28 protein-coding genes and 2 pseudogenes are annotated in these 20,698 nt (G+C 62.9%); 12 read left to right on the top strand and 18 right to left on the bottom strand.

The annotated features are described in order from the left end of the window. Positions 1-179, top strand: a pseudogene (gene groEL, locus NKI97_RS22965) (chaperonin GroEL); the annotation flags it as partial. Positions 180-497: 318 nt separating this feature from the next. Here groEL and NKI97_RS22960 read toward each other — a convergent pair. Continuing rightward, positions 498-1,097, bottom strand: coding sequence for a TetR/AcrR family transcriptional regulator (locus NKI97_RS22960; protein ID WP_352452748.1), 600 nt, complete (start codon positions 1,095-1,097; stop codon positions 498-500). Between the two features lie 71 nt (positions 1,098-1,168). Between NKI97_RS22960 and NKI97_RS22955 the strand changes: the two genes are divergently transcribed. Genes NKI97_RS22955 through NKI97_RS22940 form a run of 4 tightly spaced genes read left to right on the top strand, consistent with a single transcriptional unit; the run spans position 1,169 to position 2,937 of the window. Then, complete coding sequence (locus tag NKI97_RS22955; protein ID WP_352836728.1) at positions 1,169-1,588, top strand: alcohol dehydrogenase catalytic domain-containing protein; 420 nt, start codon at positions 1,169-1,171, stop codon at positions 1,586-1,588. A gap of 29 nt (positions 1,589-1,617) precedes the next feature. Beyond that, entirely contained in the window at positions 1,618-2,037 is a 420-nt protein-coding gene (locus tag NKI97_RS22950; protein ID WP_352836725.1) for a zinc-binding dehydrogenase, read from the top strand. Between the two features lie 50 nt (positions 2,038-2,087). Beyond that, complete coding sequence (locus NKI97_RS22945; protein WP_352836722.1) at positions 2,088-2,534, top strand: OsmC family protein; 447 nt, start codon at positions 2,088-2,090, stop codon at positions 2,532-2,534. Positions 2,535-2,550: 16 nt separating this feature from the next. Next, positions 2,551-2,937: a nuclear transport factor 2 family protein gene (locus tag NKI97_RS22940; protein WP_352836719.1), complete on the top strand. Its 387-nt coding sequence runs from the start codon at positions 2,551-2,553 to the stop codon at positions 2,935-2,937. Positions 2,938-2,963: 26 nt separating this feature from the next. Here the strand turns inward: NKI97_RS22940 and NKI97_RS22935 are convergent, their stop codons facing one another. Together NKI97_RS22935 and NKI97_RS22930 are read right to left on the bottom strand one after the other, a co-directional pair. Then, positions 2,964-3,575 (bottom strand): LysE family translocator, encoded by a 612-nt coding sequence (locus tag NKI97_RS22935; RefSeq protein ID WP_352836716.1) that lies wholly within the window; start codon positions 3,573-3,575, stop codon positions 2,964-2,966. Positions 3,576-3,661: 86 nt separating this feature from the next. Beyond that, positions 3,662-4,081: a nuclear transport factor 2 family protein gene (locus NKI97_RS22930; protein WP_352836714.1), complete on the bottom strand. Its 420-nt coding sequence runs from the start codon at positions 4,079-4,081 to the stop codon at positions 3,662-3,664. Between the two features lie 164 nt (positions 4,082-4,245). Between NKI97_RS22930 and NKI97_RS22925 the strand changes: the two genes are divergently transcribed. Next, complete coding sequence (locus tag NKI97_RS22925; protein WP_352836711.1) at positions 4,246-5,175, top strand: AraC family transcriptional regulator; 930 nt, start codon at positions 4,246-4,248, stop codon at positions 5,173-5,175. Between the two features lie 37 nt (positions 5,176-5,212). On the opposite strand, the gene NKI97_RS22920 is transcribed toward NKI97_RS22925, so the two are convergent. The 7 genes from NKI97_RS22920 to NKI97_RS22890 all read right to left on the bottom strand — a co-directional run bounded on the left by NKI97_RS22920 (position 5,213) and on the right by NKI97_RS22890 (position 8,709). After that, positions 5,213-5,551: a YkgJ family cysteine cluster protein gene (locus NKI97_RS22920; RefSeq protein ID WP_352836733.1), complete on the bottom strand. Its 339-nt coding sequence runs from the start codon at positions 5,549-5,551 to the stop codon at positions 5,213-5,215. Between the two features lie 50 nt (positions 5,552-5,601). Then, the gene (locus NKI97_RS22915; protein ID WP_023722752.1) at positions 5,602-5,766 is read right to left on the bottom strand and encodes a hypothetical protein; all 165 of its coding nucleotides are present in this window, start codon (positions 5,764-5,766) and stop codon (positions 5,602-5,604) included. Between the two features lies 1 nt (position 5,767). Next, positions 5,768-6,175 (bottom strand): hypothetical protein, encoded by a 408-nt coding sequence (locus NKI97_RS22910; RefSeq protein WP_352503387.1) that lies wholly within the window; start codon positions 6,173-6,175, stop codon positions 5,768-5,770. Beyond that, positions 6,175-6,402, bottom strand: coding sequence for a hypothetical protein (locus NKI97_RS22905; RefSeq protein ID WP_023677608.1), 228 nt, complete (start codon positions 6,400-6,402; stop codon positions 6,175-6,177). Before NKI97_RS22905 ends, NKI97_RS22910 begins: the two co-directional genes overlap by 1 nt. 344 nt (positions 6,403-6,746) lie before the next feature. After that, positions 6,747-6,956, bottom strand: a complete 210-nt coding sequence (locus tag NKI97_RS22900) for a cold-shock protein (protein ID WP_010915421.1) — start codon at positions 6,954-6,956, stop codon at positions 6,747-6,749. 433 nt (positions 6,957-7,389) lie between these two features. Beyond that, positions 7,390-8,181: an SDR family oxidoreductase gene (locus tag NKI97_RS22895; protein ID WP_352836708.1), complete on the bottom strand. Its 792-nt coding sequence runs from the start codon at positions 8,179-8,181 to the stop codon at positions 7,390-7,392. A 66-nt stretch (positions 8,182-8,247) separates the two neighbouring features. Beyond that, positions 8,248-8,709, bottom strand: a complete 462-nt coding sequence (locus NKI97_RS22890; RefSeq protein ID WP_352616790.1) for a RidA family protein — start codon at positions 8,707-8,709, stop codon at positions 8,248-8,250. A gap of 97 nt (positions 8,710-8,806) precedes the next feature. On the opposite strand from NKI97_RS22890, the gene NKI97_RS22885 reads away from it, so the two are divergent. Further along, on the top strand, positions 8,807-9,658 hold the full coding sequence (locus tag NKI97_RS22885; protein ID WP_352743457.1) for a LysR family transcriptional regulator: 852 nt from the start codon (positions 8,807-8,809) through the stop codon (positions 9,656-9,658). A gap of 19 nt (positions 9,659-9,677) precedes the next feature. On the opposite strand, the gene NKI97_RS22880 is transcribed toward NKI97_RS22885, so the two are convergent. After that, positions 9,678-10,433: an SDR family NAD(P)-dependent oxidoreductase gene (locus NKI97_RS22880; RefSeq protein WP_352743455.1), complete on the bottom strand. Its 756-nt coding sequence runs from the start codon at positions 10,431-10,433 to the stop codon at positions 9,678-9,680. A gap of 83 nt (positions 10,434-10,516) precedes the next feature. After that, positions 10,517-11,185 (bottom strand): glutathione S-transferase family protein, encoded by a 669-nt coding sequence (locus NKI97_RS22875; protein ID WP_352743453.1) that lies wholly within the window; start codon positions 11,183-11,185, stop codon positions 10,517-10,519. Between the two features lie 147 nt (positions 11,186-11,332). On the opposite strand from NKI97_RS22875, the gene NKI97_RS22870 reads away from it, so the two are divergent. Continuing rightward, the gene (locus NKI97_RS22870; RefSeq protein ID WP_254820647.1) at positions 11,333-11,512 is read left to right on the top strand and encodes a CsbD family protein; all 180 of its coding nucleotides are present in this window, start codon (positions 11,333-11,335) and stop codon (positions 11,510-11,512) included. Positions 11,513-11,575: 63 nt separating this feature from the next. On the opposite strand, the gene NKI97_RS22865 is transcribed toward NKI97_RS22870, so the two are convergent. Further along, positions 11,576-12,706, bottom strand: coding sequence for a metallophosphoesterase (locus NKI97_RS22865; protein WP_352836704.1), 1,131 nt, complete (start codon positions 12,704-12,706; stop codon positions 11,576-11,578). Between the two features lie 119 nt (positions 12,707-12,825). Between NKI97_RS22865 and NKI97_RS22860 the strand changes: the two genes are divergently transcribed. After that, entirely contained in the window at positions 12,826-13,419 is a 594-nt protein-coding gene (locus NKI97_RS22860) for a hypothetical protein (protein ID WP_352836701.1), read from the top strand. A gap of 49 nt (positions 13,420-13,468) precedes the next feature. Here the strand turns inward: NKI97_RS22860 and NKI97_RS22855 are convergent. Continuing rightward, positions 13,469-14,081, bottom strand: a pseudogene (locus NKI97_RS22855) (TetR/AcrR family transcriptional regulator). 186 nt (positions 14,082-14,267) lie between these two features. Continuing rightward, the gene (locus tag NKI97_RS22850; RefSeq protein ID WP_352452761.1) at positions 14,268-14,666 is read right to left on the bottom strand and encodes a hypothetical protein; all 399 of its coding nucleotides are present in this window, start codon (positions 14,664-14,666) and stop codon (positions 14,268-14,270) included. A 150-nt stretch (positions 14,667-14,816) separates the two neighbouring features. On the opposite strand from NKI97_RS22850, the gene NKI97_RS22845 reads away from it, so the two are divergent. After that, on the top strand, positions 14,817-15,611 hold the full coding sequence (locus NKI97_RS22845; RefSeq protein WP_352836698.1) for an NIPSNAP family protein: 795 nt from the start codon (positions 14,817-14,819) through the stop codon (positions 15,609-15,611). Positions 15,612-15,656: 45 nt separating this feature from the next. On the opposite strand, the gene NKI97_RS22840 is transcribed toward NKI97_RS22845, so the two are convergent. The 3 genes from NKI97_RS22840 to choX are packed head-to-tail and all read right to left on the bottom strand — an operon-like array spanning position 15,657 to position 18,906. Continuing rightward, a complete protein-coding gene (locus NKI97_RS22840) occupies positions 15,657-17,105 on the bottom strand; it encodes an amidase (protein ID WP_352836695.1) in 1,449 nt (482 codons plus the stop codon). Between the two features lie 8 nt (positions 17,106-17,113). Further along, complete coding sequence (locus NKI97_RS22835; protein WP_352452764.1) at positions 17,114-17,974, bottom strand: alpha/beta fold hydrolase; 861 nt, start codon at positions 17,972-17,974, stop codon at positions 17,114-17,116. After that, entirely contained in the window at positions 17,971-18,906 is a 936-nt protein-coding gene (choX, locus tag NKI97_RS22830; protein ID WP_352452765.1) for a choline ABC transporter substrate-binding protein, read from the bottom strand. Before choX ends, NKI97_RS22835 begins: the two co-directional genes overlap by 4 nt. A gap of 86 nt (positions 18,907-18,992) precedes the next feature. Here choX and betI point away from each other — a divergent pair, with 86 nt between their 5' ends. Then, complete coding sequence (betI, locus tag NKI97_RS22825; RefSeq protein ID WP_352452766.1) at positions 18,993-19,631, top strand: choline-binding transcriptional repressor BetI; 639 nt, start codon at positions 18,993-18,995, stop codon at positions 19,629-19,631. A 113-nt stretch (positions 19,632-19,744) separates the two neighbouring features. Beyond that, on the top strand, positions 19,745-20,503 hold the full coding sequence (locus NKI97_RS22820) for an SDR family NAD(P)-dependent oxidoreductase (protein ID WP_352452767.1): 759 nt from the start codon (positions 19,745-19,747) through the stop codon (positions 20,501-20,503). The last annotated feature ends 195 nt before the right edge of the window (positions 20,504-20,698 follow it).

Here is a 20,698-nt window from a genome sequence, read left to right as displayed (position 1 = left end):
TCGTCGATCCGGTCAAGGTTGTGCGCACGGCTCTGCAGGACGCGGCCTCGGTCGCCGGCCTGCTGGTCACCACCGAAGCCATGATCGCGGAGGCTCCGAAGAAGGAGTCGGCTGGCGGCGGCATGCCTGGCGGCATGGGCGGCGGCGGCATGGGTGGCATGGGTGGCATGGATTTCTAATCCAGCCAATCTCGCAAGCTTACGGAAAGGGCGGCAGCGATGCCGCCCTTTTTCGTTGATGTGGCGGAGATTGGGAGTGCGTCCCCGTGTAGCGGGTGACGACAGACAGCGAAATCGCAAACCTTCGAGATTGGCTGAACGAACCCTTCGCTTCGTCATCCTAGGGCGGAGCAGGAGCGAAGCGACGTTGCGGAGACCCTAGGATCCATGCCGTTACTTCCAGGCGTCGCGGCGGCGCAGAACATCAATCGTCGAGCTGCAGCCTTGGCCCTTTTGGCGGAACGCCGCGCCGCCTTCGATGCGATGAAGGCATAAACATCAATGCACCGCGGCAGCGGCACTCTTGGCCGGCAATGCCCCCTCAATCAGCGCCGCGACCTCATCGGCTACCGCCAGCACCGGAGCGCGGTCGTGGGTGGCGCGTGCGATCACCATCAGCCCTTCCAGCGATGATTCGACCAGCAATGCGAGCGCGTACGCGCGGCGCTCGGGCACCCCTGCCCTGACGAAGGCCGCCCTGAGCAAGCCTATCCACTGCTCGAAGGCGGACCGGCACAATTCGGCCAGTTCCGGCACGTCTGTCGGCGAGTCCAACACCACGGGCGCGATCGGGCAACCGAGCGTGAACCGATTGTCCTCCAACATGCGGGCGACCGACTGGTAAATGTGGTGGACGGCCACCGCCGGATCCTTTTCGGCAGCGAGTGCGGCGTCCAGCCTCTGCGTCACATCGGCGACGCTGTCGCGCGTCACCTCGATGACCAGCTGGTCCTTGCCGCCCGGAAAATGAAAATAGAGCGAGCCTCTCGGCGCGCCTGAGGCGCTCAATATGTCGTTGAGCGAAGTGCCGTGATAGCCGCGCTGCCGAAGCAGGCGTCCCGTGGTCTCGAGTATGCGGGTACGGGTGTCGTTCGCCATGTCAACCTCTGTCAGGAGTGAGCATTATAGGTCTACATAATATGTAGATCAGTCTACATATCGAGAGGCAAATGCGCAGTTATCGTCTTGAAGGAACCTGCGGGACCAAGTGCCTGGTGATGCGCGACGAGGCGCAGCCGACGCCGAAGCCGCACGAGATCGTCGTGCGTGTCCGCGCCACCTCGCTCAACCGCCGCGATACGATGATCCTCAACGGCACCTACCCGCTGGCGCCGCGCCAAGGCGTTATTCCGCTGAGCGACGGCGCCGGCGAAGTCGTTGCCGTCGGCGAGGCCGTCACCCGCTTTGCCGTCGGCGACCGCGTCACCGGCAGTTATTTTGCGCGCTGGATCGATGGCCGCATCAATGCCGGTCTGATCGACCAGCTTGGCTGCACGCTGGACGGGATGCTGGCCGAATACGCCGTGCTCGACGAGCAATGGGCGGTGCGGCTTCCCGATCATCTCGACTGGCATCAGCGGCGACACTAACCTGCGCCGGCCTGACCGCCTGGAATGCCGTGACGGCGGCCGAAATGCCGAAGCCCGGCCAATGGGTTCTTGTCATCGGTTCAGGTGGCGTCGCGCTATTTGCGCTGCAATTCGCCAAGCTGCTCGGCTGCCGTGTCGTGGCAGTCAGTTCGCGCAACGAGAAGCTGGACCGGCTGCAGGCGCTGGGCGCCGACCTCGTCGTCTCGACCGCCGACATGCCGGAATGGGGTGCTGCGGTACGCGAGCAGGTCTACCAGCGCAGCCTCGCCACCATCAGCCGCCTGTTCGTCGGCCATCGCACCAACCTCGAAGCCATGCTGCGCGCCATCTCCGTGCATCGGCTCAGGCCTGTCATCGACAAGGTGTTCGCCTTCGACGAGGCCAACGACGCCTATCGCTATTTCCAGCAAGGCGACGTCTTCGGGAAAGTGGTCGTCGACAGCGCCTGACTGGTCCGCCGCAAAATCTGATCGACCCCTCAAATCAAAGGAGAGACACAATGACCATTCGTGAAGCAGAGGCCCAATGGCAGGGATCGTTGAAGGAAGGTTCGGGCCGGCTGAAGCTCGGCAGCGGCGTCTTCGAAGGCGCCTACTCGTTCCCGTCGCGTTTCGAGAACGGTCCCGGCACCAACCCCGAGGAATTGATTGCGGCGGCGCATGCCGGCTGCTTCTCGATGGCGCTGAGCGCCATTCTCGGCCGCGAAGGTTACACTCCCGCACGCATCCATACGATCGCGAAAGCACATCTCGGCGCCACCGCGGCCGGACCGACGCTGACCCGCATCGAGCTGGAGACGGAGGCAAGCGTCGCCGGGCTGGCGGCGGCGGAGTTCGAGCGGCTGGCGCAGATCGCCAAGGAGAGCTGCCTCGTATCGCGGGCGCTGGCCGGCGTCGCCGCGATCACGCTCAAGCCCCGCCTCGTCGAAACCGATATTGATCACTGAAGGGAAGGAATATCCAATGACACAGGAACTCATCATCGACATCGCCACGCCCAAACGCTCCGCCGAAACGGCCGAGATCATGCGGCTCTACAACGACGTCTTCCAGCGCCACGACCCGTCGGCGCTCGACGATCTGGTGGCGGAAGATTGCGTGATCGAGAACACCACGCCGGCCCCCGACGGCGCCCGCCGCATCGGCAAGGGCGCCTGCGTCGAACTGTGGTCGGCGATCGCGACCGGACCCGGCACGCGCTTCGACATCGAAGAAACTTTCGTCGCCGGCGACCGGGCGACGATCCGCTGGCGCTACTGGATGGCCGACGGCAGATCGCTGCGCGGCGTCAACCTGATGCGCGTGGCGGGCGGGCAGATCGTCGAGGCCATGGGCTACGTGAAGGGTTAGGTTGGCGCTGCCCGCGATCTTCCTGTCTACCGGTCCGCCAGCGCCAGTTTGGCGCCGAGCATGACAAAGGCTCCGGCGAAGGTACGGCGCATCCAGGTCAGCACCTTTGGCCGCGACACGACATGGCTGCGGATCGACGCGGCAAAAATGCCATAGCCGACAAAGACCACGAAGGTGAGCAGCATGAAGATGCTGCTGAGCTCCAGCATCTTCGACAGCGCATGCGGTTCGGCGGTGCTGACGAATTGCGGCAGGAAGGCAAAGAAGAAGATCGACAGCTTCGGATTGAGGATGTTGATGAGGATGCCCGAAGTGATCACCTTGCCGGCCGAGCGCGGCGCAACATTTTCTTCGACGCTCAGGCCGCCCTTCTCCTTCAGCGTGTTCCAGGCCATATAGAGCAGGTAGGCGACGCCGAGATATTTCAGCGTCTCGAAGGCGACGGCGCTGGTGTGCAACAGAGCCGCGAGGCCAGTGATGGCGGCCGCCATGTGCGGAATGATGCCGAGCGTGCAGCCGAAAGCGGCAATGATGCTGGCGCGCGCACCACGCGAAAGCCCGGCGCTCAGGGTATAGAGAACGCCGGTACCGGGCGAAGCCACGACAATCAGCGACGTCAACAGAAATTCGATGCTCACAGATGGTCTCCCGGTGCTGGCCCTGCCGCCGCCAGCGTAATCAGCGAAACGTGCGGGCACAAGCCAACCTGAGAGCCTATGCGCATTCAGATCATGCTATTGGCGTGCAGCTTGCTATCGGCAATAGGCTGCCGAACTTCCCAGTGTTCGACGAGCTTGCTGTCCTTCAGCCTGAAAACGTCGACAATGGCCAGGCCGTCCTCCTCGGGTTCGCGTTTTGCGTGCATGTGCACGATGACGAAATCCCCTTCGGCAAAAATCCGCTTCACCTCTCCTCTCACGAGGGGAAATGACTGTTTGAGCTGCTGCAGATAGGCTTTGAAACCGTCCGCACCATCGGCAATGTTCGGATTGTGTTGGATGTAGCGTTCGCCAAAATGCATCGAAGCAGCTTCGATGTTGCCTTGGTTTACTGCTTTGTCGATGAAGTCCAGGACGATCGCCTTGTTGGTCTCGAGCGAATTATGGATCTTGGCTGGAACTGGATTTGATGGTTCGTCACGCATGTTTTTGCTCCTTCAGGTGCCTGCTTCTGCCTGTTGTGGACAGGAGCGTCCGCAGGCCCGGCCGACATTGCCAACATAATCAGCCACGCTTGTGAGATGGTCGATATGCTATTCGCCTGGATTCTTATCCAATCGTCTAATATCGTCTGGTTCATTGTCGGAGGATGGTTCTCATGGACGCCTTGTCCGAACTTCTCGCTTCGCTGCGGTTTGGCAGCGCCATGATCGGCAGCGCGACCTTGCATCGGCCATGGGGTATTTCGGTGGATCCGACAAGGAATGCCGCTATCCACGTCATACAGGACGGCGAATGCTGGTTGCGGCTAGCCGGTGAAAGGGAGCCGATCCGCTTAGGCGAGGGAGATGTCATCCTTGTCGCGAGCGGTATCGGGCATGCCCTTTGCAATCCGGCGGATGCACCGACGGCATCGATATCCGCCGTCCTTTCCGCGAATCGGAGCGGAGCGGAACCGAAAAGCGAGAGCGGCGCGACAACTCTTCTTTGTGCGAGATATTCACTCGACGGCGTCGGGCCATACCCGATGGTTTCGCTGCTTCCTCCGCTGATCCATTTGACCCGAAATCAGATCGACACCAGCGAGCCGCTGCGGCTTGCCCTGGAACTTCTGCGGGTCGAAGCGAAAGGCAATCTCGGCGGCCACGACATTGTCGCCCCACGCCTTCTCGACAGCACGTTGATCTTCTTGCTGCGTGCCTGGATAGAACATCAGCCTCTCGGAACAGGAGGATGGTTTGGCGCCTTGCGCGACAAAGGCATTGCGCAGGCTTTGCGCATGATCCACGAGCAGCCGGGCAATCCCTGGACTATCGCTTCCCTTGCCAGCGGCGCGGCACAGTCTCGAGCCACCTTCGCGCGTCGCTTCGCTCAACTGGTAGGACAGCCGCCGCTATCCTATGCGACCCGGTGGCGGATGAACCTTGCCGCCAGGGCTCTGCGGGAAACGAACCAGAACATCGGTGAGATCGGGCGCGCCGTGGGATATGAATCGGTGCCGTCGTTCTCGCAGGCATTCAAACGGTTGACCGGACGATCACCCGGCCTCTACCGCAGCGACTTTCGCGCATCTGATTGACGAAATTCAAACTGGGACGCCAGCCCGAGGGCCGCCATTACGGCGTCGGCAGTCCGTGAGCCCGGCGCGCCATCAGGCAGTCGTCATCGCCCGGCATGCAGGCGCGGCAGACGTCGGGGCGGATGTCGTAGATGCCGCAGGCGGTTGACTTGCCGACCTCGCCGCACAATGCGGAACAGCGCGCGCCGTCGCAGCGCATGCCGGCTTCGTCGGCAGCCACGTATTTTTGCGGGATAAGGTCGAGCTGCGCGTCATCCTCGGTGGAGAAGCGCGGCCATCTGGACGAGTAGGCGCAGCAGGCGCCACAGGTCTGGCAATCGAAGGCAATCGGACCGGCGCCCTCTTGCGGCGACGAAAAATCCTCTGCGACCGCCAGGGCAAGCAGCCTTGGCGCAGATTTCCGGTCGGCATTTTGCTGCAAGGACGCTATTTCTTCTTGGGCTTGCGCGGCGGTGCTTCCGCCGGCGACCTGAACAGATCGGTGCCCGCTTCGGCGGCTTCGCCGGTTTTTGGCGCGGCGGCCGGCTTGGCCGGCTTCACGGCGGCAGCAGGCGCTGCCGGCTGGCCCTTGGCGGAAAACTTGATTGCCATATCAATCCTCGTCAGAGAAACGCGATGATGGCGCATTCGGATTGCGAAGGCGGCCGATGAGCGCCGAAACGGCCGTGATGTTCATTTCTTCGGGCGACCAGTTCCTGGCTTCCTCGATGTGCCGGGGCGCCAGCTCGCGATGCGTGCTGCCGCTGTAGGCGGCATCCTGAAAGGTCACGCGCTCGCGGGTCTTGGTGTTTTCCCGGACGTATTCGATCAGATAATTGGGGCATTCGGCACGACCGCGCACGCCGAGCCGAACCTGGGCATCGCCGTGGACACGCCTGCAGCGCTCGAGCTTTTCGAGCACGCGCCGGACATATTCGACCGGCTTGTCTAGTTCGCCCACGACATCGGCGATGGTCGAATCTGCGGCGATCGCCTTTTGAGGCACGCGTTTGGTGGCCATCAGCGTTTGCCTGCGCGTTTCGGCGAGGCCGCGAGCGCAACCGCCGCCGCCATGTCGTCGGCTTCCTTCTCCAGGCGCAATTCGCGCAGCCGCGCGGTCTTGGCTTCGCGGGCCTGGCTGACGGCATCCCGTTCGGAATTGATGCGGTCGAGCGACATCGACTGGGTCCGCGTCTTGCTGAAAATGGATTCGGCCTGGTCGCGGGGTTTTTTTGAAGTTGCGGTCAAGGTCTTTCTCCCGGTTCGGAGCACGCCGCCGAAAAGTGGCGAGACTGGTCTTTCGGCCAGGATCCCGCACAAAGCAATACGGCAGCCGGTTTCAAATTGCTGGAACGTCCTTAGCACGTCCGGGCCGTCGAGCGGCGCTCTTTCGGCGATCGAAGCGCAAAAATGAAAAAGGCCAGGCACCGCCTGACCTTCCATAAGAGCGCCCGCGCATCCCGAGAGACGCGCAAGGAAACGTTCTTCTCATGCGCATGAGCGGGGACTTAACATCCCCGCGATCATGCGCTGGAATTTGCCATTCACCGGTGCCAGTACATCCGTGGTCACCGGTGAGGCTTAATTCCGTTTTAGGCCGCCTTCAACTGGTCGGCGGACATCTTGCCCGACTTGTTGTCGCGGACCATCTCGTAGCCAAGCTTCTGGCCCTCGACGATGTCGCGCATTCCGGCGCGCTCGACGGCTGAGATGTGGACGAAAACGTCGGCAGAACCGTCGTCAGGCTGAATAAAACCAAAACCTTTGGTGGCGTTGAACCATTTAACTGTGCCTGTGCTCATAACGAACCCTTTCCATGGCAAATATTCGTTCGCCGTCATGCGGATGCACAACAACGTTTGTCTCGATTTTGATGGGGGAAGTTCGCCAAAGGCGCGCCTAAGCACGCGGATAACAAAAGTCGGTCAAACAAATATCGACAAAATTCTTATAGACTTCTTTGCGCGTTGTGTCAATTTTTTTGATTTGCCACACTCGCGGAGACGCGCGGCGGCGGCCCGCGCCAGCACATCGGACGGTGAAAGCCGGGCTATTGCCCGCCGAAAAAACCAATCAGCCGGGAACCATTTTGGCATCGCGGGCATTCTTTCGGTGTCGAAAGCCGTTCTTGAAAGAGCGATCTTGAGAGAGGCGGACGACAAACAGGACGCCCCCCGCGCAGATAAAAGGCACGAGGGGCGTTCCTGTGATGCGACCATTCGCGCCGCCTGCCCCTCACGGCATGGCCCGGCTGAGCCCGCCATCCACCGGCAAAGCCACGCCGGTGATATAGGCGGCGTCGTCGCTGGCCAGGAATGCGGCAACCGCGCCGAATTCGGCGGGGGTCCCGTAGCGCTTTGCCGGGATTTCGGCCTGACTCTCGGCGGCGATCACAGCAGCGTCCACACCCCTGTCGGCGGCGTCCATCGCGTCGAACTGTTTCGTCCGGTCCGTCGCAAAACGGCCAGGCAGCAACAGGTTGACGGTGACGCCGTCCGCCGCCACTTCGCCGGCCAGGGTCTTGGCCCAGCCGGCAAGCGACGCGCGCAACGCATTCGAAGCGGTGAGGCCGGGGATCGGCTCGCGGACGGATGTGGAGGAAACGGCGATGATGCGTCCCCAGCGCCGCGCCCGCATGCCGGGCAGGAAAGAGATGGCGATACGCATCTGGCTCAGCACCATGCTGGTGAACTGCTTCTCCCAGACGCTCGCATCGAAGACGCTGGCCGCGAAGGGCGGCGGGCCGCCGCCATTGAGCAGGACGATGTCGATCCGCTGATGCTCGTCCTCGATGGCACGGATCAGCCGGGAGACGCTGTCGTTATCGGAAAGATCGGCGCTGAAGGTCGAGCAGACGGGGCCGGCGGACTCGATCGCGCGCCGCGCCGCATCCAGGGTCTCCTCCCCTCGTCCGACCAGGATGATCTCCGCGCCTTTCGCCGCGACCGCTTCGGCGACGCCGAAACCCAGGCCCTTGCCTCCGCCGAGAACAAGCGCCTTCCGCCCCTCAAGATTTGTACTTATCAAGCCAAGCCTCCTCTGGTTTCACTGCGCACTCCCGGATAAGCCCTGAGTGCATGCTTTGGGCGTGCATCAGCGGACATGCACAATGGCGTCGGCTTCGACCGGAACATTGGCCGGCAAGCCGGCCATGCCGAGCGAGCAGCGGGCATGCTCGCCACGCTCGCCGAAAACATGGAGCAGAAATTCGGATGCTCCGTTGCCGACCTCCGAATAGGCCGCAAAGCCGGCCGCCGCGTTCACATAGACGGTCAGCTTGGCGAATCTCACGACGCGGTCGAGATTGCCGTCCAATTCCTTGTCCAGCCAATAGACGATGTTGGCCGCGCAGAGCCGGGCGGCGTTCCGCGCCGCGGCCAGATCGATCTCTGCGCCGACCTGGCCGATCGCAGCGATCTCCTGCCCGATCTCGGGGATCTGACCGGAGACATAGACGATGTCTGCGACCCGAACCGTCGGCGAGAACGGCAAAGCGGGCCGATCGAGCGACGGCCAGGCGACACCGAACTCCTCAAATCTTCGTCTGTAGGACAAGGTGGCTGCTCCTGTTTTCGTTGGTGCGAGCGGACCTTGAATTCAGATCGGGCTTTCGGGTAGCCTGATAGTGCTGACACAGCTATCAGGAATTCTTATGACTAGAGATATCGACATCAGGCTGCTGCGCGCCTTCGTCACCGTGGCCGATACGGGAACGGTGAGCCGGGCCGCCGATCGGCTTGCCCGCACCCAGGCGGCGGTGAGTATGCAGCTTCAGCGCCTCGAGGGTGAAGTCGGCGCCGAGCTGCTGCGCCGTTCGCCGCGCGGCGTGACGCTGACCGAGGCCGGCGAGATCCTGCTCGCCTTCGCCCGCAAGGCCATCGCGATCGGCGACGATGCCAGGCGCGAGATAGAAGGCCGCAGGCTGGTCGGCCGTGTCCGGCTGGGCATCGTCGAGGATTTGGCGGTGACACGGCTGCCGTTGATCATTGCCGACTTCCGCCGCCGGCATCCTTCCGTGGAGATCGAGCTGACATCAGCCAGCAGCAGCGATCTCAGCAAGTCGCTGGGCGAAGGAAAATGCGACATCGTCATGGCCGATCCGGCGCGCTTCACAAAGGCGCCGCGAGGCCATCTGTCACGACAGTTGGTCTGGGCGGCAAGCCGCATGATCGAGATCGATGACGAGGTCGAGCTTCCGCTGATCATCTTCGAAGGCGCCTGCTCCTGGCAGGACAGAATGCTGGCCTCGCTCGCCGAGGCCGGGATCGGCTGGAAGATCGGCTGCCGCGTGTCGACTTTCGCGACGCTGATCTCGGCGCTGAGGGCCGGGCTTGGCATCGGCCTTCTGCTGCAGGAAGGACTACCGCCCGACTGCCAAAGCCTCAACGGACGCTTCAACCTGCCGCCGGCGCCGATGGCGGATTTCGGCGTCTACCTCGCGAGGGACCCGTCGCGGCTGGTCGAGGAGTGTGGCGATTTCCTGCGGGCGGGATTTGAGGCGTAGCGAAAATATCTGACGCCGTTCACCGTTCCTGGTCGGTCGGGCGGATGACGATCTCGTTGACGTTGACGTGTGCCGGCTGGCCCACGGCGTAGAGAATGGCCGCGGCGATGTCCTCGGCGGTCAGCGCCTCCATGGCGGCGAGCCGCTGGTCGAGCCCGGCCTTCGCCGCCGGGTTGGTGACATGGTCGCCGAGTTCGGTGCGCACAAGGCCAGGCTCGATGACGGTGACGCGAACCTTATCGGCATAGACTTCGCGGCGCAGCGATTCGGAAAAGCCAACGACGCCGAACTTGGTTGCGGCATAGCCGCTGGCGCCGGGATTGGCGACGCGGCCGGCGATCGACGAGACATTGACGATGTGACCCTTGGCGGCCCTGAGATGCGGCAGCGCCGCCTTGGTGACGCCCATCAGCGCCAGCAGGTTGAGCTCGATCATGCGGCGCCAGTCGTCGAGCAACGCCTCGGCGGCCGGCGACAGAAGCATCACCCCGGCATTGTTGACGAGGATGTCGAGCCGGCCCCATTCGGTGACAACCTTGTCGACCATGGCGGTGACATCGTCGTTGCTGGTGACGTCGGCCTCGATGCGGAGCGCCGTGCCGCCGGCCTTTTCGATACGTGCGGCCAGCGCTTCGAGACGATCGGCGCGACGTGCGGCAATCGCCACCTTGGCCCCGGCGGCTGCGAGCGCCACAGCGGTTGCCTCGCCGATGCCCGAGGAGGCGCCGGTGACGAGTGCGACCTTGCCGGCCAGTGCGGAAGAAACAGAAGTCATTGTGAAGTCTCCAAGGCCCCTGCCCGAGCTTCAGATAGGCCGTGGGCCGCAAAGCGGAAGACCGGCTCCTCGGTTGCTCGGCTCTATTCGTCGGGACCGGGCTCCGGCCAAGGCTCTTTCGCCGCCTCGGCATACCAGTGGCGCATCGCCGGTATTGAAAGCACGGCGTCGACATAGGCGCGGGTGTCGGGCGCCAGCGTGCCGCCATAGGTGTCGAAGCGGGTGACGACCGGCGCGTACATGGCGTCGGCCGCGGTGAAACGGCCAAACAGGAACGGGCCGACTTTGCCGTGTTTTTCGCGGCATTCGCGCCATAGCCCTTCGATGCGCGCCCGTTGCGTCTCACCTTCGGCGTCGAGCGGCTTGTAGCCTTTCGGCCGGCGCAAATTCATCGGCCAGCCATAGCGGACCTCGCGAAAGCCGGAATGCATCTCTGTCGCCGCCGAGCGGGCCAGCGCGCGGGCGCCGATGTCGGCCGGCCAAAGCTCTTTCCCGGGAAACAGCTCGGCGAGATATTCAAGGATGGCAAGGGTTTCCCAGACGATCCGGACCTCGCCATTCGGCAGCCGATGGTTCAGCACCGGCACCTGGCCGGTCGGCGATATCCTGGCCAGATTGGCCGCGGTCTCGGGCGTGCGCAGGCGCACAAAACCCTCCTCGAACGGGATCTCCAGGTGCTTCATCGCCAGCCATGGCCTCAGTGACCACGACGAAAAACACTTGTTGCCGATGAAGAGCGTGAATTCAGCCATTGTCCCTCCGGCCCTGTCTGTTCGGGCGTTCTGGTGCACCCTATCCTGTCGGCTTCGCGGCCGGAAGCTATCCCAATCGACGGGCAGAACCCGGAACCTAAGCGATCCGCGACCGTTTCTCCAGGCGAACGGTTCAGGAGATGCGAGATGGTGAACAAGGATCAGGTTGCCGGCGTTGCCAAGCAAGCCAAGGGCTCGGTCAAGCAGACCGCCGGCAAGGCCACCGGCAACAGGCGCACCGAGGCCGAAGGCGACGTCGACAAGGCGACCGGCAAGATGCAGAAGGCTTACGGCGACGTGAAGGACAAGGTGAAGAAGGCGCTTTGAGGGTGGCCCTTCGCAAACGAGGAAAAGGCGGCTCGGCCGCCTTTTTTGGCCCTCTCCTGCCCGTCAGAAAGTCAGGCTTTTGCTGTATGCATTGGTGAAGGTGACCTCGCCATGATCTCCGGCGGCTTCGCCCAGCACCACATCCATGCTGTTTCCGGTCACCCGCGCCAACGCAAAGCCGCCCATGAAGGCGGCCTTCGGCTTGAACAAGTCGAGCCCGTCACGGTGGTAGATCATCGGCGTCGCGTGCTGGTGGCCATGGAAGATGCCGACGACGTTGTAACCCTTCAGCACAGCCAGCAGCGCCTGCCTGTCGGCTTCGCTCCACCAGTGGGGCGGACCCTTGCCGCCGTCGTCGAAGGTTTTCTCGGCGGCGTCCCATCTTTCGATCGAAAAAGTATCCCAGCCATAATGCTGGAACAGGATGACCGGGCGGCCGTCGCCGGCATAAGTCGCCAGGTCCTGCTTCAGCCATGGCAGGCTGCTGACGGCGCCATGGCCGGTATCGCCGGCGAAACGGTGCGTCTGGACAAGATGCAGGCCGCCCCAATCCCATGAGTAGCAATCGGTCCCGACATCGTAGTCGGTCGCCGGCGCAGGCGGCTTGAAGAACACGCCGGGGCGGTGGTTGACCTCGACGTAGTCGCGCATTTCGCGGCGGTACCAGTCGACATGCGAGCGCGGGCCGTTCTGGTCGAGGTCGTGGTTGCCGAGGCCGACATAGACCGGCATGTGCACGCGGTCGGGGCCGACGCCTTGCTGGTAGCGCTGGCTGAACTGAAGCAGCTGCGTGCCCTCGCTGGGCTGGGTGATCTGGCCGCCGCCATCATCGGTGATGTCGCCGCCAACGACGAGGCCGAGCGGCGTGCCGATTTTGCCCGTCGAGCGCAGGGCGGTGGCAATGCCATCGATTTCAGCCGGCCATTGCCTGTCGCCGACGCCGTTGAGTGCGGCGACGTTGCGCAGCAAGGCAGCGTCGGTCTTGCCCTCCTGCTCGCAATGCGGGCTCAATCCGTTTGCCATGCGGCAGGCATGGACATCGGCGATGAACAGAAAAGTGGCGTCGATCGGCGGGATGCGCTGGCCGGTCTGGCCGAAGGCCGGGTGCGAAACGGCGCCGGCCGCGGCAAGGCCCGCTGCCTGCATCAGGAAGCTGCGCCGGGAAACCGGCCGGGCGGGAATGCGATACATCATGCGCTAAAATTCAGCACGACGCGGACCGGCAGTCCAGTTGCTCGCAAAGTGTGTCGACACGTTCTCCCAGGTCTGGCATTGCTTTCGGCATTCAACTTGCGCGGGCAGAGGAGGACGCCTTGAAAACTGCATCCATCGGCATGACAATGGCGATTCTGGCGGTGACGAGCGCAGCGCATGGCGCCGGGTGCATCGACGCCAAATCGGCCAAGGCCGGCTTCATTCTCGAAAGGCCCGGCATCCACAGCGAATTTCGTCCGGCGGCGGGCGGAATGGTGGCGGTTGCCAACAAATACCAGTCGCAATCGCCGCAGTCGCAGTACCTGTTCGGCGGGCTGATCGAAGTGTTTCGCGACAGCAGCACGGGGCAGCTGGCGATGATCCCGTTTTCCGATCTCAGGAAGGTGTTCCCGCTGAAGGCGGGTGCCAAGAGCAAGATCGTATTTGCCCGTCTCGCACCGAACAAGCCGCCGAAGGGCACCGAGACGCTGGAGATCAACGTCAAGGGCAAGGAGACGTTCAGCCTGGGTGATTGCAAATACTCCGTGCTCGCGGTCAAGCAGACGATCAGGAGCGAGGCCGGCGAGACGCGGGACGAATTCATCGCGCTTTACGCACCCGACCTGCAGGCAGTTGTGGCCAGGCGCTATGACGAGGGCACCAGTGCCGAAAGCGTGGTCGGCTACGAGCTGATCAAGTCGCTGCCGAATTAAGAGCTCGGCCTCCCCGCCTCGGTCATAGTGAGCGACTGTCCTGCCGGCGTCAGAGGGCTCTGTGCAGTATCCTGCTACGTCGCCTCGTTCCTGTTTTGGACGACATAACTCCCTGCTCCCAACGCCATCAGGCAGTCACGCAGCACGCCTGCGTCCTGTGCTGTCTTGGCCATCGACATGGCGCCCGAATAGCTGGCGACGGCGAGCGCTGCGAAGCGCTGCGGATCGGTGCCCAGCTCCCGGCCCGACTGCTGGTCGGCGCTGATCTTGTCGGCGATCGCCTGACGCCAGGTAGAAAAAATGCCGGCAAGGGCAATGCGGAAATCCGGATCGGCAAGCGCCAGTTCATGCGCCAGGTTGTTGAGCGGGCAGCCGCGCACGAAACCCTGCCGCTCCAGCTCCGCCGCGACGGCCGCGAACACGGAGCGCACGCCCTCGCGCGCTGAGGGAGCCATCCGCACCGGCGCGATCCATGTCTCTTCTACGGCGGCGGCGACCCGCTCCTCGATCACTGCGAGCGCGAGCGCCTTCTTGGTTGGGAAATGGTGGTGCAGCGCGCCGCCGGTGACGCCCGCCGTCGCCATCAGGTCGCCCATGCTGGACGCATGATAGCCGCGTGCCTGAAACGCCTCCTCGGCGACATCGAGCACCTTTTTGCGCATGCCTTCGGGGTCGTTGGTGCGTTTTTGAGCACGCGAACTTGGGCGAGCGGATATCTCTGCTGACATCTTCACACGATAGCAGATTGACAAAACAGGACAACCGGTCTGTTTTGTAAAACAGCCGGTAGGGTTTGCTTGGCGCGACGCCGCCAACGCCCAGTGATCGATTCGGACGAGGCGCTGCTTCTACTCTTTCATGAACCAATCAATATCCAGCGTGCCTCTTCGCCACTCCGTTGCGGTCACATCGGCACTTAAACTAACCACCGACGATTTCGCGTCTCTTGCGAGGCTCTTCAAATCGGCAAGAGCCATTTTTTCTTCGAGTGGCAAAAGGTGCCCGGCACTCCAGAACCTGACATTTTCGTCTGTATGCCTCAGGGTTCCCAACAGAAAAGATCGGCCAAGATCAGGTCGGTTCCTGATCTCTCTTATTGCGCGGATTAAGCGGTCGTGAGCCGCATTCGATCCTTTGACATCCCCCATTTCAAGTAGTTGACGGTGCAATATGGCAGCCTCAACGTATTCTCTTTCGGGGTCCCTTGGCGCTTCTGGCTGCTTCACATCGAGCACCTTTTTGCGCATGCCCTCGGGGTCGTTGGTGCGTTTTTGAGCACGCGAACTTGGGCGAGCGGATATCTCTGCTGACATCTTCACACGATAGCAGATTGACAAAACAGGACAACCGGTCTGTTTTGTAAAACAGGATGACTGTCCTGTTTTGGAGATCGCGCAATGAACCTGCCTTTGAACGCCATACCTAATCCCGATATGCTCGCCTCGCCCGTTGTCGAACTCAGGCGATACACGCTGAAACCCGGCAGGCGCGAGACGCTGATCGGCATCTTCGACAATCACCTGATCGAGGGCCAGGAAACCGCGGGGATGACCATCATCGGCCAGTTCCGCGATCTCGACCGGCCGGATATGTTCGTCTGGCTGCGCGGCTTCGGCGGTATGGAAGCGCGGAAAAACGCTCTGACCGCCTTCTATGACGGGCCGGTCTGGGCTGCCTGGCGCGAGGGCGCCAACGCCACGATGATCGATTCTGACGACGTGCTGCTGCTGAAGCCGGCCTGGCCAGGCGCCGGCCTAGACCTCTCGGGATTGCAACGATTACCCCAGGCGGACCTCGAAAAACCGAGCGCAAGCAGTGATTTGCAGGCAATTGTTGTCATCAGGATTCATCATTTGCAACCGGGCCTGGAAGCCCGTTTCGCCAATGACTTCCAGACCGCGGCCCTTCCAGTGCTCGCCGCATTTGGCGCGTCGCCGCTCGCCGCCTTCGTTACCGAGCATGCCGAAAACAGCTTTCCGCGGTTGCCGGTGCGGGCCAGCGAAAACGTCTTCATCAGCATCACCGGTTTCGCCAGCGCCGATGCACATGCCCGCCGCGAGGCAGCCTTGGCCGCATCCCCGGAGTGGCAAGTGTTCGAGCAGGCCGCGCAGCGGGATTTGGCCAGGCCCGTGGAGGTTCTGCGCCTGGCGCCCACGGCGCGGTCGCTGCTCGGACAGCCAACGCCGGCGTGACAACGCCGTTGAAAGCCACCTATGTGCACTGAACCCCTGTCTGGTTCACGCCTGAAAATGCCTGCCGTGGATCACCTGGTAACGCGTGGTCCATGCGGTTGCCTGCTCCAGATCAAGGCAAACGCGCAGCAGCCGGTGATCCTCGTTCTTGCGGCCAATGAGCTGGATGCCAATCGGCAGGCCGTCTTTCGACTGGAAAAGCGGCAGGCTGGCGGCCGGTTGGCCGGTGACGTTGAAGATTTCTGTGAAAGGCGCAAAGCCGTAGGCCCGGCTCGCCCAAGCCTCGTAATCGAAGAGAGCACCATCGCCATGGATGGCGCCAAGCCGGGGCGTAGGCTCGGCCGTCGTCGGCGTCATGATCAGGTCGAACCCATCGAACGCCATCGCCATCGCCAGCGAAGCGCTGTGCACATGGTCCTGCGCCCTGAGATAATCGGCGGCCGAGGATCGCCGAAAACAGTCGAGCGCGTGACGAGTCAGGCTTTCGATTTCGCCAGCCCCCGGCATCCGCCCGATCTCGTCGGCGCGCTCGTCAACCAGCCGCGCGACCTCCGACATCCAGAAGATGCTCCAGTCCGCTTCGGCGCTGGCTTCCCGCGGGAAACGCGCCTCTGTGACCTCGTGCCCCCTGTCCTCGAGGAGGATCATGGCTTCCTGGAATCTTGCCCCGATCTCGGACGCGACGGGCGTGCCGTCCGGCCGGCGCGCCAGGCATGCGATGCGCAGACGCTCGCCGGGCGAAGACAGCCAGTCCAGGTAGGACGGCACCGATTTGGACACGGAGTAAGGCGCTCCTTGTTCTGGACCGGCAGTCATGTCCAGCATGGCGGCGCTGTCGCGAACGGTGCGGGACAGCACGTTCTCGGCGTAGAGCCCGGCGCCGACCTGACCTCGACCAGGCCCGACAGGCATGAGCCCGCGCGACGGCTTCATGCCGAACACGCCGCAACAGGCAGCCGGCACCCGGATCGATCCGCCGATATCGGAACCGTGGGCGACCGGCACCATGCCGCTCGCCACCGCGGCAGCAGCTCCGCCGCTTGAGCCGCCCGCCGTCAGCGAAGGATCCCAGGGGTTCGAGGTGGGGCCGCGAAAGCTGGGTTCGGTGACGAAGTCGTTGGCAAATTCAGGCGTGTTTGTCTTGCCCAGCAAGATCAGACCGGCGGCCCGCCAGCGCCGGACGATCTCGCTGTCGGGCTTCGGCGCGGCATCCTTGAAGTAGAGCGACGAGTGCGTCGTCGGCCACTCCCGTACATTGACGCCGGTGTCCTTGACCAGAAAAGGAATGCCGGCGAGTGCCGCCTGCCGGTTGCAGCTTGCCGCAACGGAAAGCGCCCGGTCCGCATCGATCAGCGTCACGGCATTGAGGGCGGGATTGATGCTTTCGATCGCTTCGATAGCCGCCTCGACGACCTCGACGGCCGACAATTCGCCCGAGCGAACATGCCCGGCCAGGGCGACGGCATCCAACGCCACGTATTCGGAAAGATTCATGACTGCTCTCAGCCCGGACTACCGGTCGCTTCGGCTGTCGGCTGGGGTCCAGCTTTGGTACCGAGCTTGAAATACCGGCCGATGGCTGCCGCGACCAATGCCGGATCCTCCCAGTGCGGGTTGTGTCCGCATCGCACCGCGCTCACGAACGCGGCGCTAGGGATTTCTTCGAGGAGCCGCCGTTGGTGCGTTTCGTCGAAGAGCAGGTCGTGCGCGCCAGCAATGACAAGCGCCGGCAGGCGCAGCATGCGCGCCTTGTCGGTCAGATCGATGCGCCGAACCTGCTCCAGGATTGCGCGCCAGAGTGCCGCCGGCATGGCTGACGCCTCCTCCGCAGTCATGGTTAGGAATTCCGCTGGAACCTCGGCCTCGCAGGCATGCCAATAGTCATAGAACGGATCGGCCGGCGATATCGGGTCTCGAAGCGCCCGCACACCAATGGTCATCGGGTGATCCTCACCGATCTGCGGCCGTAGCGTTCCGGCCATCAGCACCAGGCCGCCGATCATCTCGGCATAGCGCGCGGCTGCCTCGATCGCCACCATACTGCCCAGGGAATGCCCGACCAGAACCGGCCGCTCGAGCCGCAATCGCTCGATCAAACTCGCCACATCTTCCGCGAAATCCGCCGGGGCGAAGCCACGTGTCCCGGCCGGCGAGGCGCCATGCCCGCGCAGGTCTGGAATGACAAGCCGGCGCCCGGCGAGATGCGGCGCCAGCAAGGAGAAGCTGCGGCTCGTGTCGGAGAAGCCGTGCACCAGCACCAGCGCGGGCTCCTGCCCGGCGATTTCGACGAAGGCCGTTTCAGTGCAGCCGGCACCGACCTTGCGCTTGCGGCCGTTCCAGCCCGCCTGATCGGCCGATATCACAGGCCGAGCTGCTGCTTGACTGCATCGAGCGCGGGCTTGCCATCGAATGTGGTGACACCGGCAAGCCAGGCGCCGAGCCTATCCGGATTCTCGTTGAGGGCCTTCAGGCCGGCTTCCTCCGGCTTCATGCCGTCATTGATGAGATAGCCCATGCCGAGATTTTCGAAATCGATATCGAAGGCGAGGTTCTTCAGCAACTGCCCGACATTCGGGCATTGCTGCAGATAGCCCTTGCGCACCTGCGTCGTCACCGTCGCGGCGCCGAAGTTCGGGCCGTAGAACTTGTCGCCGCCGCTCAGATATTTGAAGTCGTACATCGTGTTCATTGGATGCGGCGCCCAGCCCTGGAAGACGATGAAGCGCTTTTCCTTGATCTCGTAGCCGACCTCGGAAAGCATGCCGGCTTCACTCGATTCGACGACCTGCCAGCCATCGAGGCCGAGCGACTTATCGGCGATGGCGTCCATCATCAGCTGGTTCGAGCCCGGCTCGATGCCGTACATCTTCCTGCCGAACTTGTCGGCGAACTTTTGCAGGTCGGCAAAATCCTTGACGCCGGCCTCCCACACGTAAGTCGGCACGGCAAAGGTGTATTTGGCGCCGACGAGATTGACGCGCACATCGTCTACCGAGCCGTCCTTCTTATAGGGCTCGTAGTAGGTGATCATCGCCGGATCCCAATAGCCAAGGAACACGTCCAAATCATTGTTCTTCAAGGATTCATAGATGACGTTGATGCCCAGAAGCGAGCTTGCCGGCTTGTAGCCGAGCGCATCGAGCAAGACGCTGGTGACGCCGGTGGTGAAGGCAAGGTCGTTCCATCCAGGCTCGGCCATGCGCACGACCTTGCATTGCTCAGGTTCAGCCGCAAAGGCCGGCTGGATCGCCAGCAGGACGCAGAGCGAGGCGCCTATTCCAAGGCTACGAAGCATTTCGGTTCTCCTCATTTCACCAACGATGTTGACCATTCGGTTTTTATATTGTCCCAGTGGTCAATCATTGATCTCGGCGGACAAAAATGTCAACGTCGGTTTTCGATGCAGGATCCCGGCCCGTGAAACTCAAGCGTCTCAGCGACATACGCCGCAAGGAGCTGCGGCAAGCCGCCTTTGCCGTGCTTCAGCGCGAAGGCATAGCTGGCGCGACCATAGAAAAAGTGGCGGCACAGGCCGGCGCGTCGAAAGGCATCGTGCTGCACTATTTCAACAGCAAGCGGGAGCTGTTCGAGCATGCCATGCGCGAATCGAACCTGGTGCTGCGGCATGCGGTGGTCGAGCGGCTGAGACAGGCGCGCACGCCAATGCAACGGATAGAGGCCATCATCGAAGGCAATTTCGAGCCGCATCTCTTCCAGCCGTCCCTCTGCCACGCCTGGCTTTCACTTTGCGCGGAGGTTCCGCGCGACGAAAAGCTTGCCCGCATCCAGAAGGTGATCCATGCGCGCATGCGCTCCAACCTGCTGTCCGGCCTGCGCGGTCTGGCGCCGGCACGCGATGCTGACGAGATCGCTTTCGGCGTCACCGCCCTGATCGACGGGCTGTGGTTGCGGCTTGGCCTGCAGCCAGGCAGCGTTACGCGTGAACAGGCCATTCATCAGGTCAAGAATTTCGTCGCTACCCGGCTGGCTGTTCGGCGCGGTGCAGCCGCTGCCGAATAGCCAGGCGCATCAGCCGAAAGTTCATATTGTAGGATAGGCCGGCGGCTTGACCACAATCGGCAACGGCGCTGCTCTCCTTTACCAGACAAGACGGCAGTGCGCGGGAGTGTTGGATGAGACTAGGCGGCAAACGGGCACTGGTCACCGGCGGCTCGGACGGGATCGGGCTGGCAATCGCCGAGGCGTTTTTGCGCGAAGGCGCGGACGTGCTGATCGTCGGCCGCGACGGCAAAAAACTCGACGCCGCCCGCAAGCAGCTCGGGGATAATGTCGAAACGCTGTCGGCCGATTTGTCGGCCAGCGCCGGGATCGATGCCGTGGTCGAGCATGCCAGGCGCGGCCCACCTGTCGATATCCTCGTCAACAATGCCGGCGTGGCGTTCCTTGTGCCGTTCGAAACCGTCAGTGAGGATCAGTTCCAGCAGTCCTTCGCACTCAACGTCACGGCGGTATTCTTCCTCACCCAGCGGCTGTTGCCGCATCTCGCGCCCGGCGCGGCCTCGGTGATCAACATCTCGTCCTATTTCGCGCACAAGATGATCCCGAAGCGGCCGTCCAGCCTCTATTCGCTGTCGAAGGGCGCGCTCAATTCGCTGACCAAGTCGCTCGCCTTCGAGCTCGGGGCGCGCGGCATAAGAGTCAACGCCATCGCGCCCGGCACGGTCGACACAGCGATGCGGCGCAGGTCGATCGAAAACCTGCCTGAGGCCGCGCAAGCCGAGCTCAAGGCCTATGTCGAGCGCAGCTACCCGCTCGGCCGCATCGGCCGGACCAGCGACCTTGCCGGCATCGCGGTCTATCTCGGCAGCGACGAAGCGGCATGGACCAGCGGCGGAATCTTCGCCGTGGATGGAGGATACACGGCGGGATGAGGTTGCGATCTCCCCCCTCGAGGGGGAGATGTCCGGCAGGACAGAGGGGGGTCGTCTCGCGTGGAACACCAGCCTGTTCCGTCCGCTATGGGAGTTGCGTCAAGACCTACCGACCCCCTCTGTCGCCTTCGGCGACATCTCCCCCTCAAGTGGGGAGATTGCCAGCACCTTCAACCGATTTGCATTCCCGTCACC

The sequence above is a fragment of the Mesorhizobium sp. M0296 genome (assembly GCF_040321675.1).
GTDB lineage: Bacteria > Pseudomonadota > Alphaproteobacteria > Rhizobiales > Rhizobiaceae > Mesorhizobium.
Note: the sequence above shows the minus strand (reverse complement) of the source record. Positions and strands in the feature narration are given on the sequence as shown.

Bases quoted from the DNA above. Each gene is read 5' to 3' on its own strand.
- NKI97_RS22885 (WP_352743457.1), top strand. From the start codon at position 8,807: ATGACTAGAGATATCGACATCAGGCTGCTGCGCGCCTTCGTCACCGTG.
- NKI97_RS22910 (WP_352503387.1), bottom strand. From the start codon at position 6,175: ATGGCCACCAAACGCGTGCCTCAAAAGGCGATCGCCGCAGATTCGACC.
- NKI97_RS22865 (WP_352836704.1), bottom strand. From the start codon at position 12,706: ATGATGTATCGCATTCCCGCCCGGCCGGTTTCCCGGCGCAGCTTCCTG.
- betI (WP_352452766.1), top strand. From the start codon at position 18,993: ATGTCAACGTCGGTTTTCGATGCAGGATCCCGGCCCGTGAAACTCAAG.
- NKI97_RS22960 (WP_352452748.1), bottom strand. From the start codon at position 1,097: ATGGCGAACGACACCCGTACCCGCATACTCGAGACCACGGGACGCCTG.
- NKI97_RS22915 (WP_023722752.1), bottom strand. From the start codon at position 5,766: ATGGCAATCAAGTTTTCCGCCAAGGGCCAGCCGGCAGCGCCTGCTGCC.
- NKI97_RS22870 (WP_254820647.1), top strand. From the start codon at position 11,333: ATGGTGAACAAGGATCAGGTTGCCGGCGTTGCCAAGCAAGCCAAGGGC.
- NKI97_RS22850 (WP_352452761.1), bottom strand. From the start codon at position 14,666: ATGCGCAAAAAGGTGCTCGATGTGAAGCAGCCAGAAGCGCCAAGGGAC.
- NKI97_RS22820 (WP_352452767.1), top strand. From the start codon at position 19,745: ATGAGACTAGGCGGCAAACGGGCACTGGTCACCGGCGGCTCGGACGGG.
- NKI97_RS22875 (WP_352743453.1), bottom strand. From the start codon at position 11,185: ATGGCTGAATTCACGCTCTTCATCGGCAACAAGTGTTTTTCGTCGTGG.
- NKI97_RS22945 (WP_352836722.1), top strand. From the start codon at position 2,088: ATGACCATTCGTGAAGCAGAGGCCCAATGGCAGGGATCGTTGAAGGAA.
- NKI97_RS22940 (WP_352836719.1), top strand. From the start codon at position 2,551: ATGACACAGGAACTCATCATCGACATCGCCACGCCCAAACGCTCCGCC.
- NKI97_RS22845 (WP_352836698.1), top strand. From the start codon at position 14,817: ATGAACCTGCCTTTGAACGCCATACCTAATCCCGATATGCTCGCCTCG.
- NKI97_RS22900 (WP_010915421.1), bottom strand. From the start codon at position 6,956: ATGAGCACAGGCACAGTTAAATGGTTCAACGCCACCAAAGGTTTTGGT.
- NKI97_RS22955 (WP_352836728.1), top strand. From the start codon at position 1,169: ATGCGCAGTTATCGTCTTGAAGGAACCTGCGGGACCAAGTGCCTGGTG.
- NKI97_RS22840 (WP_352836695.1), bottom strand. From the start codon at position 17,105: ATGAATCTTTCCGAATACGTGGCGTTGGATGCCGTCGCCCTGGCCGGG.
- NKI97_RS22925 (WP_352836711.1), top strand. From the start codon at position 4,246: ATGGTTCTCATGGACGCCTTGTCCGAACTTCTCGCTTCGCTGCGGTTT.
- choX (WP_352452765.1), bottom strand. From the start codon at position 18,906: ATGCTTCGTAGCCTTGGAATAGGCGCCTCGCTCTGCGTCCTGCTGGCG.
- NKI97_RS22880 (WP_352743455.1), bottom strand. From the start codon at position 10,433: ATGACTTCTGTTTCTTCCGCACTGGCCGGCAAGGTCGCACTCGTCACC.
- NKI97_RS22930 (WP_352836714.1), bottom strand. From the start codon at position 4,081: ATGCGTGACGAACCATCAAATCCAGTTCCAGCCAAGATCCATAATTCG.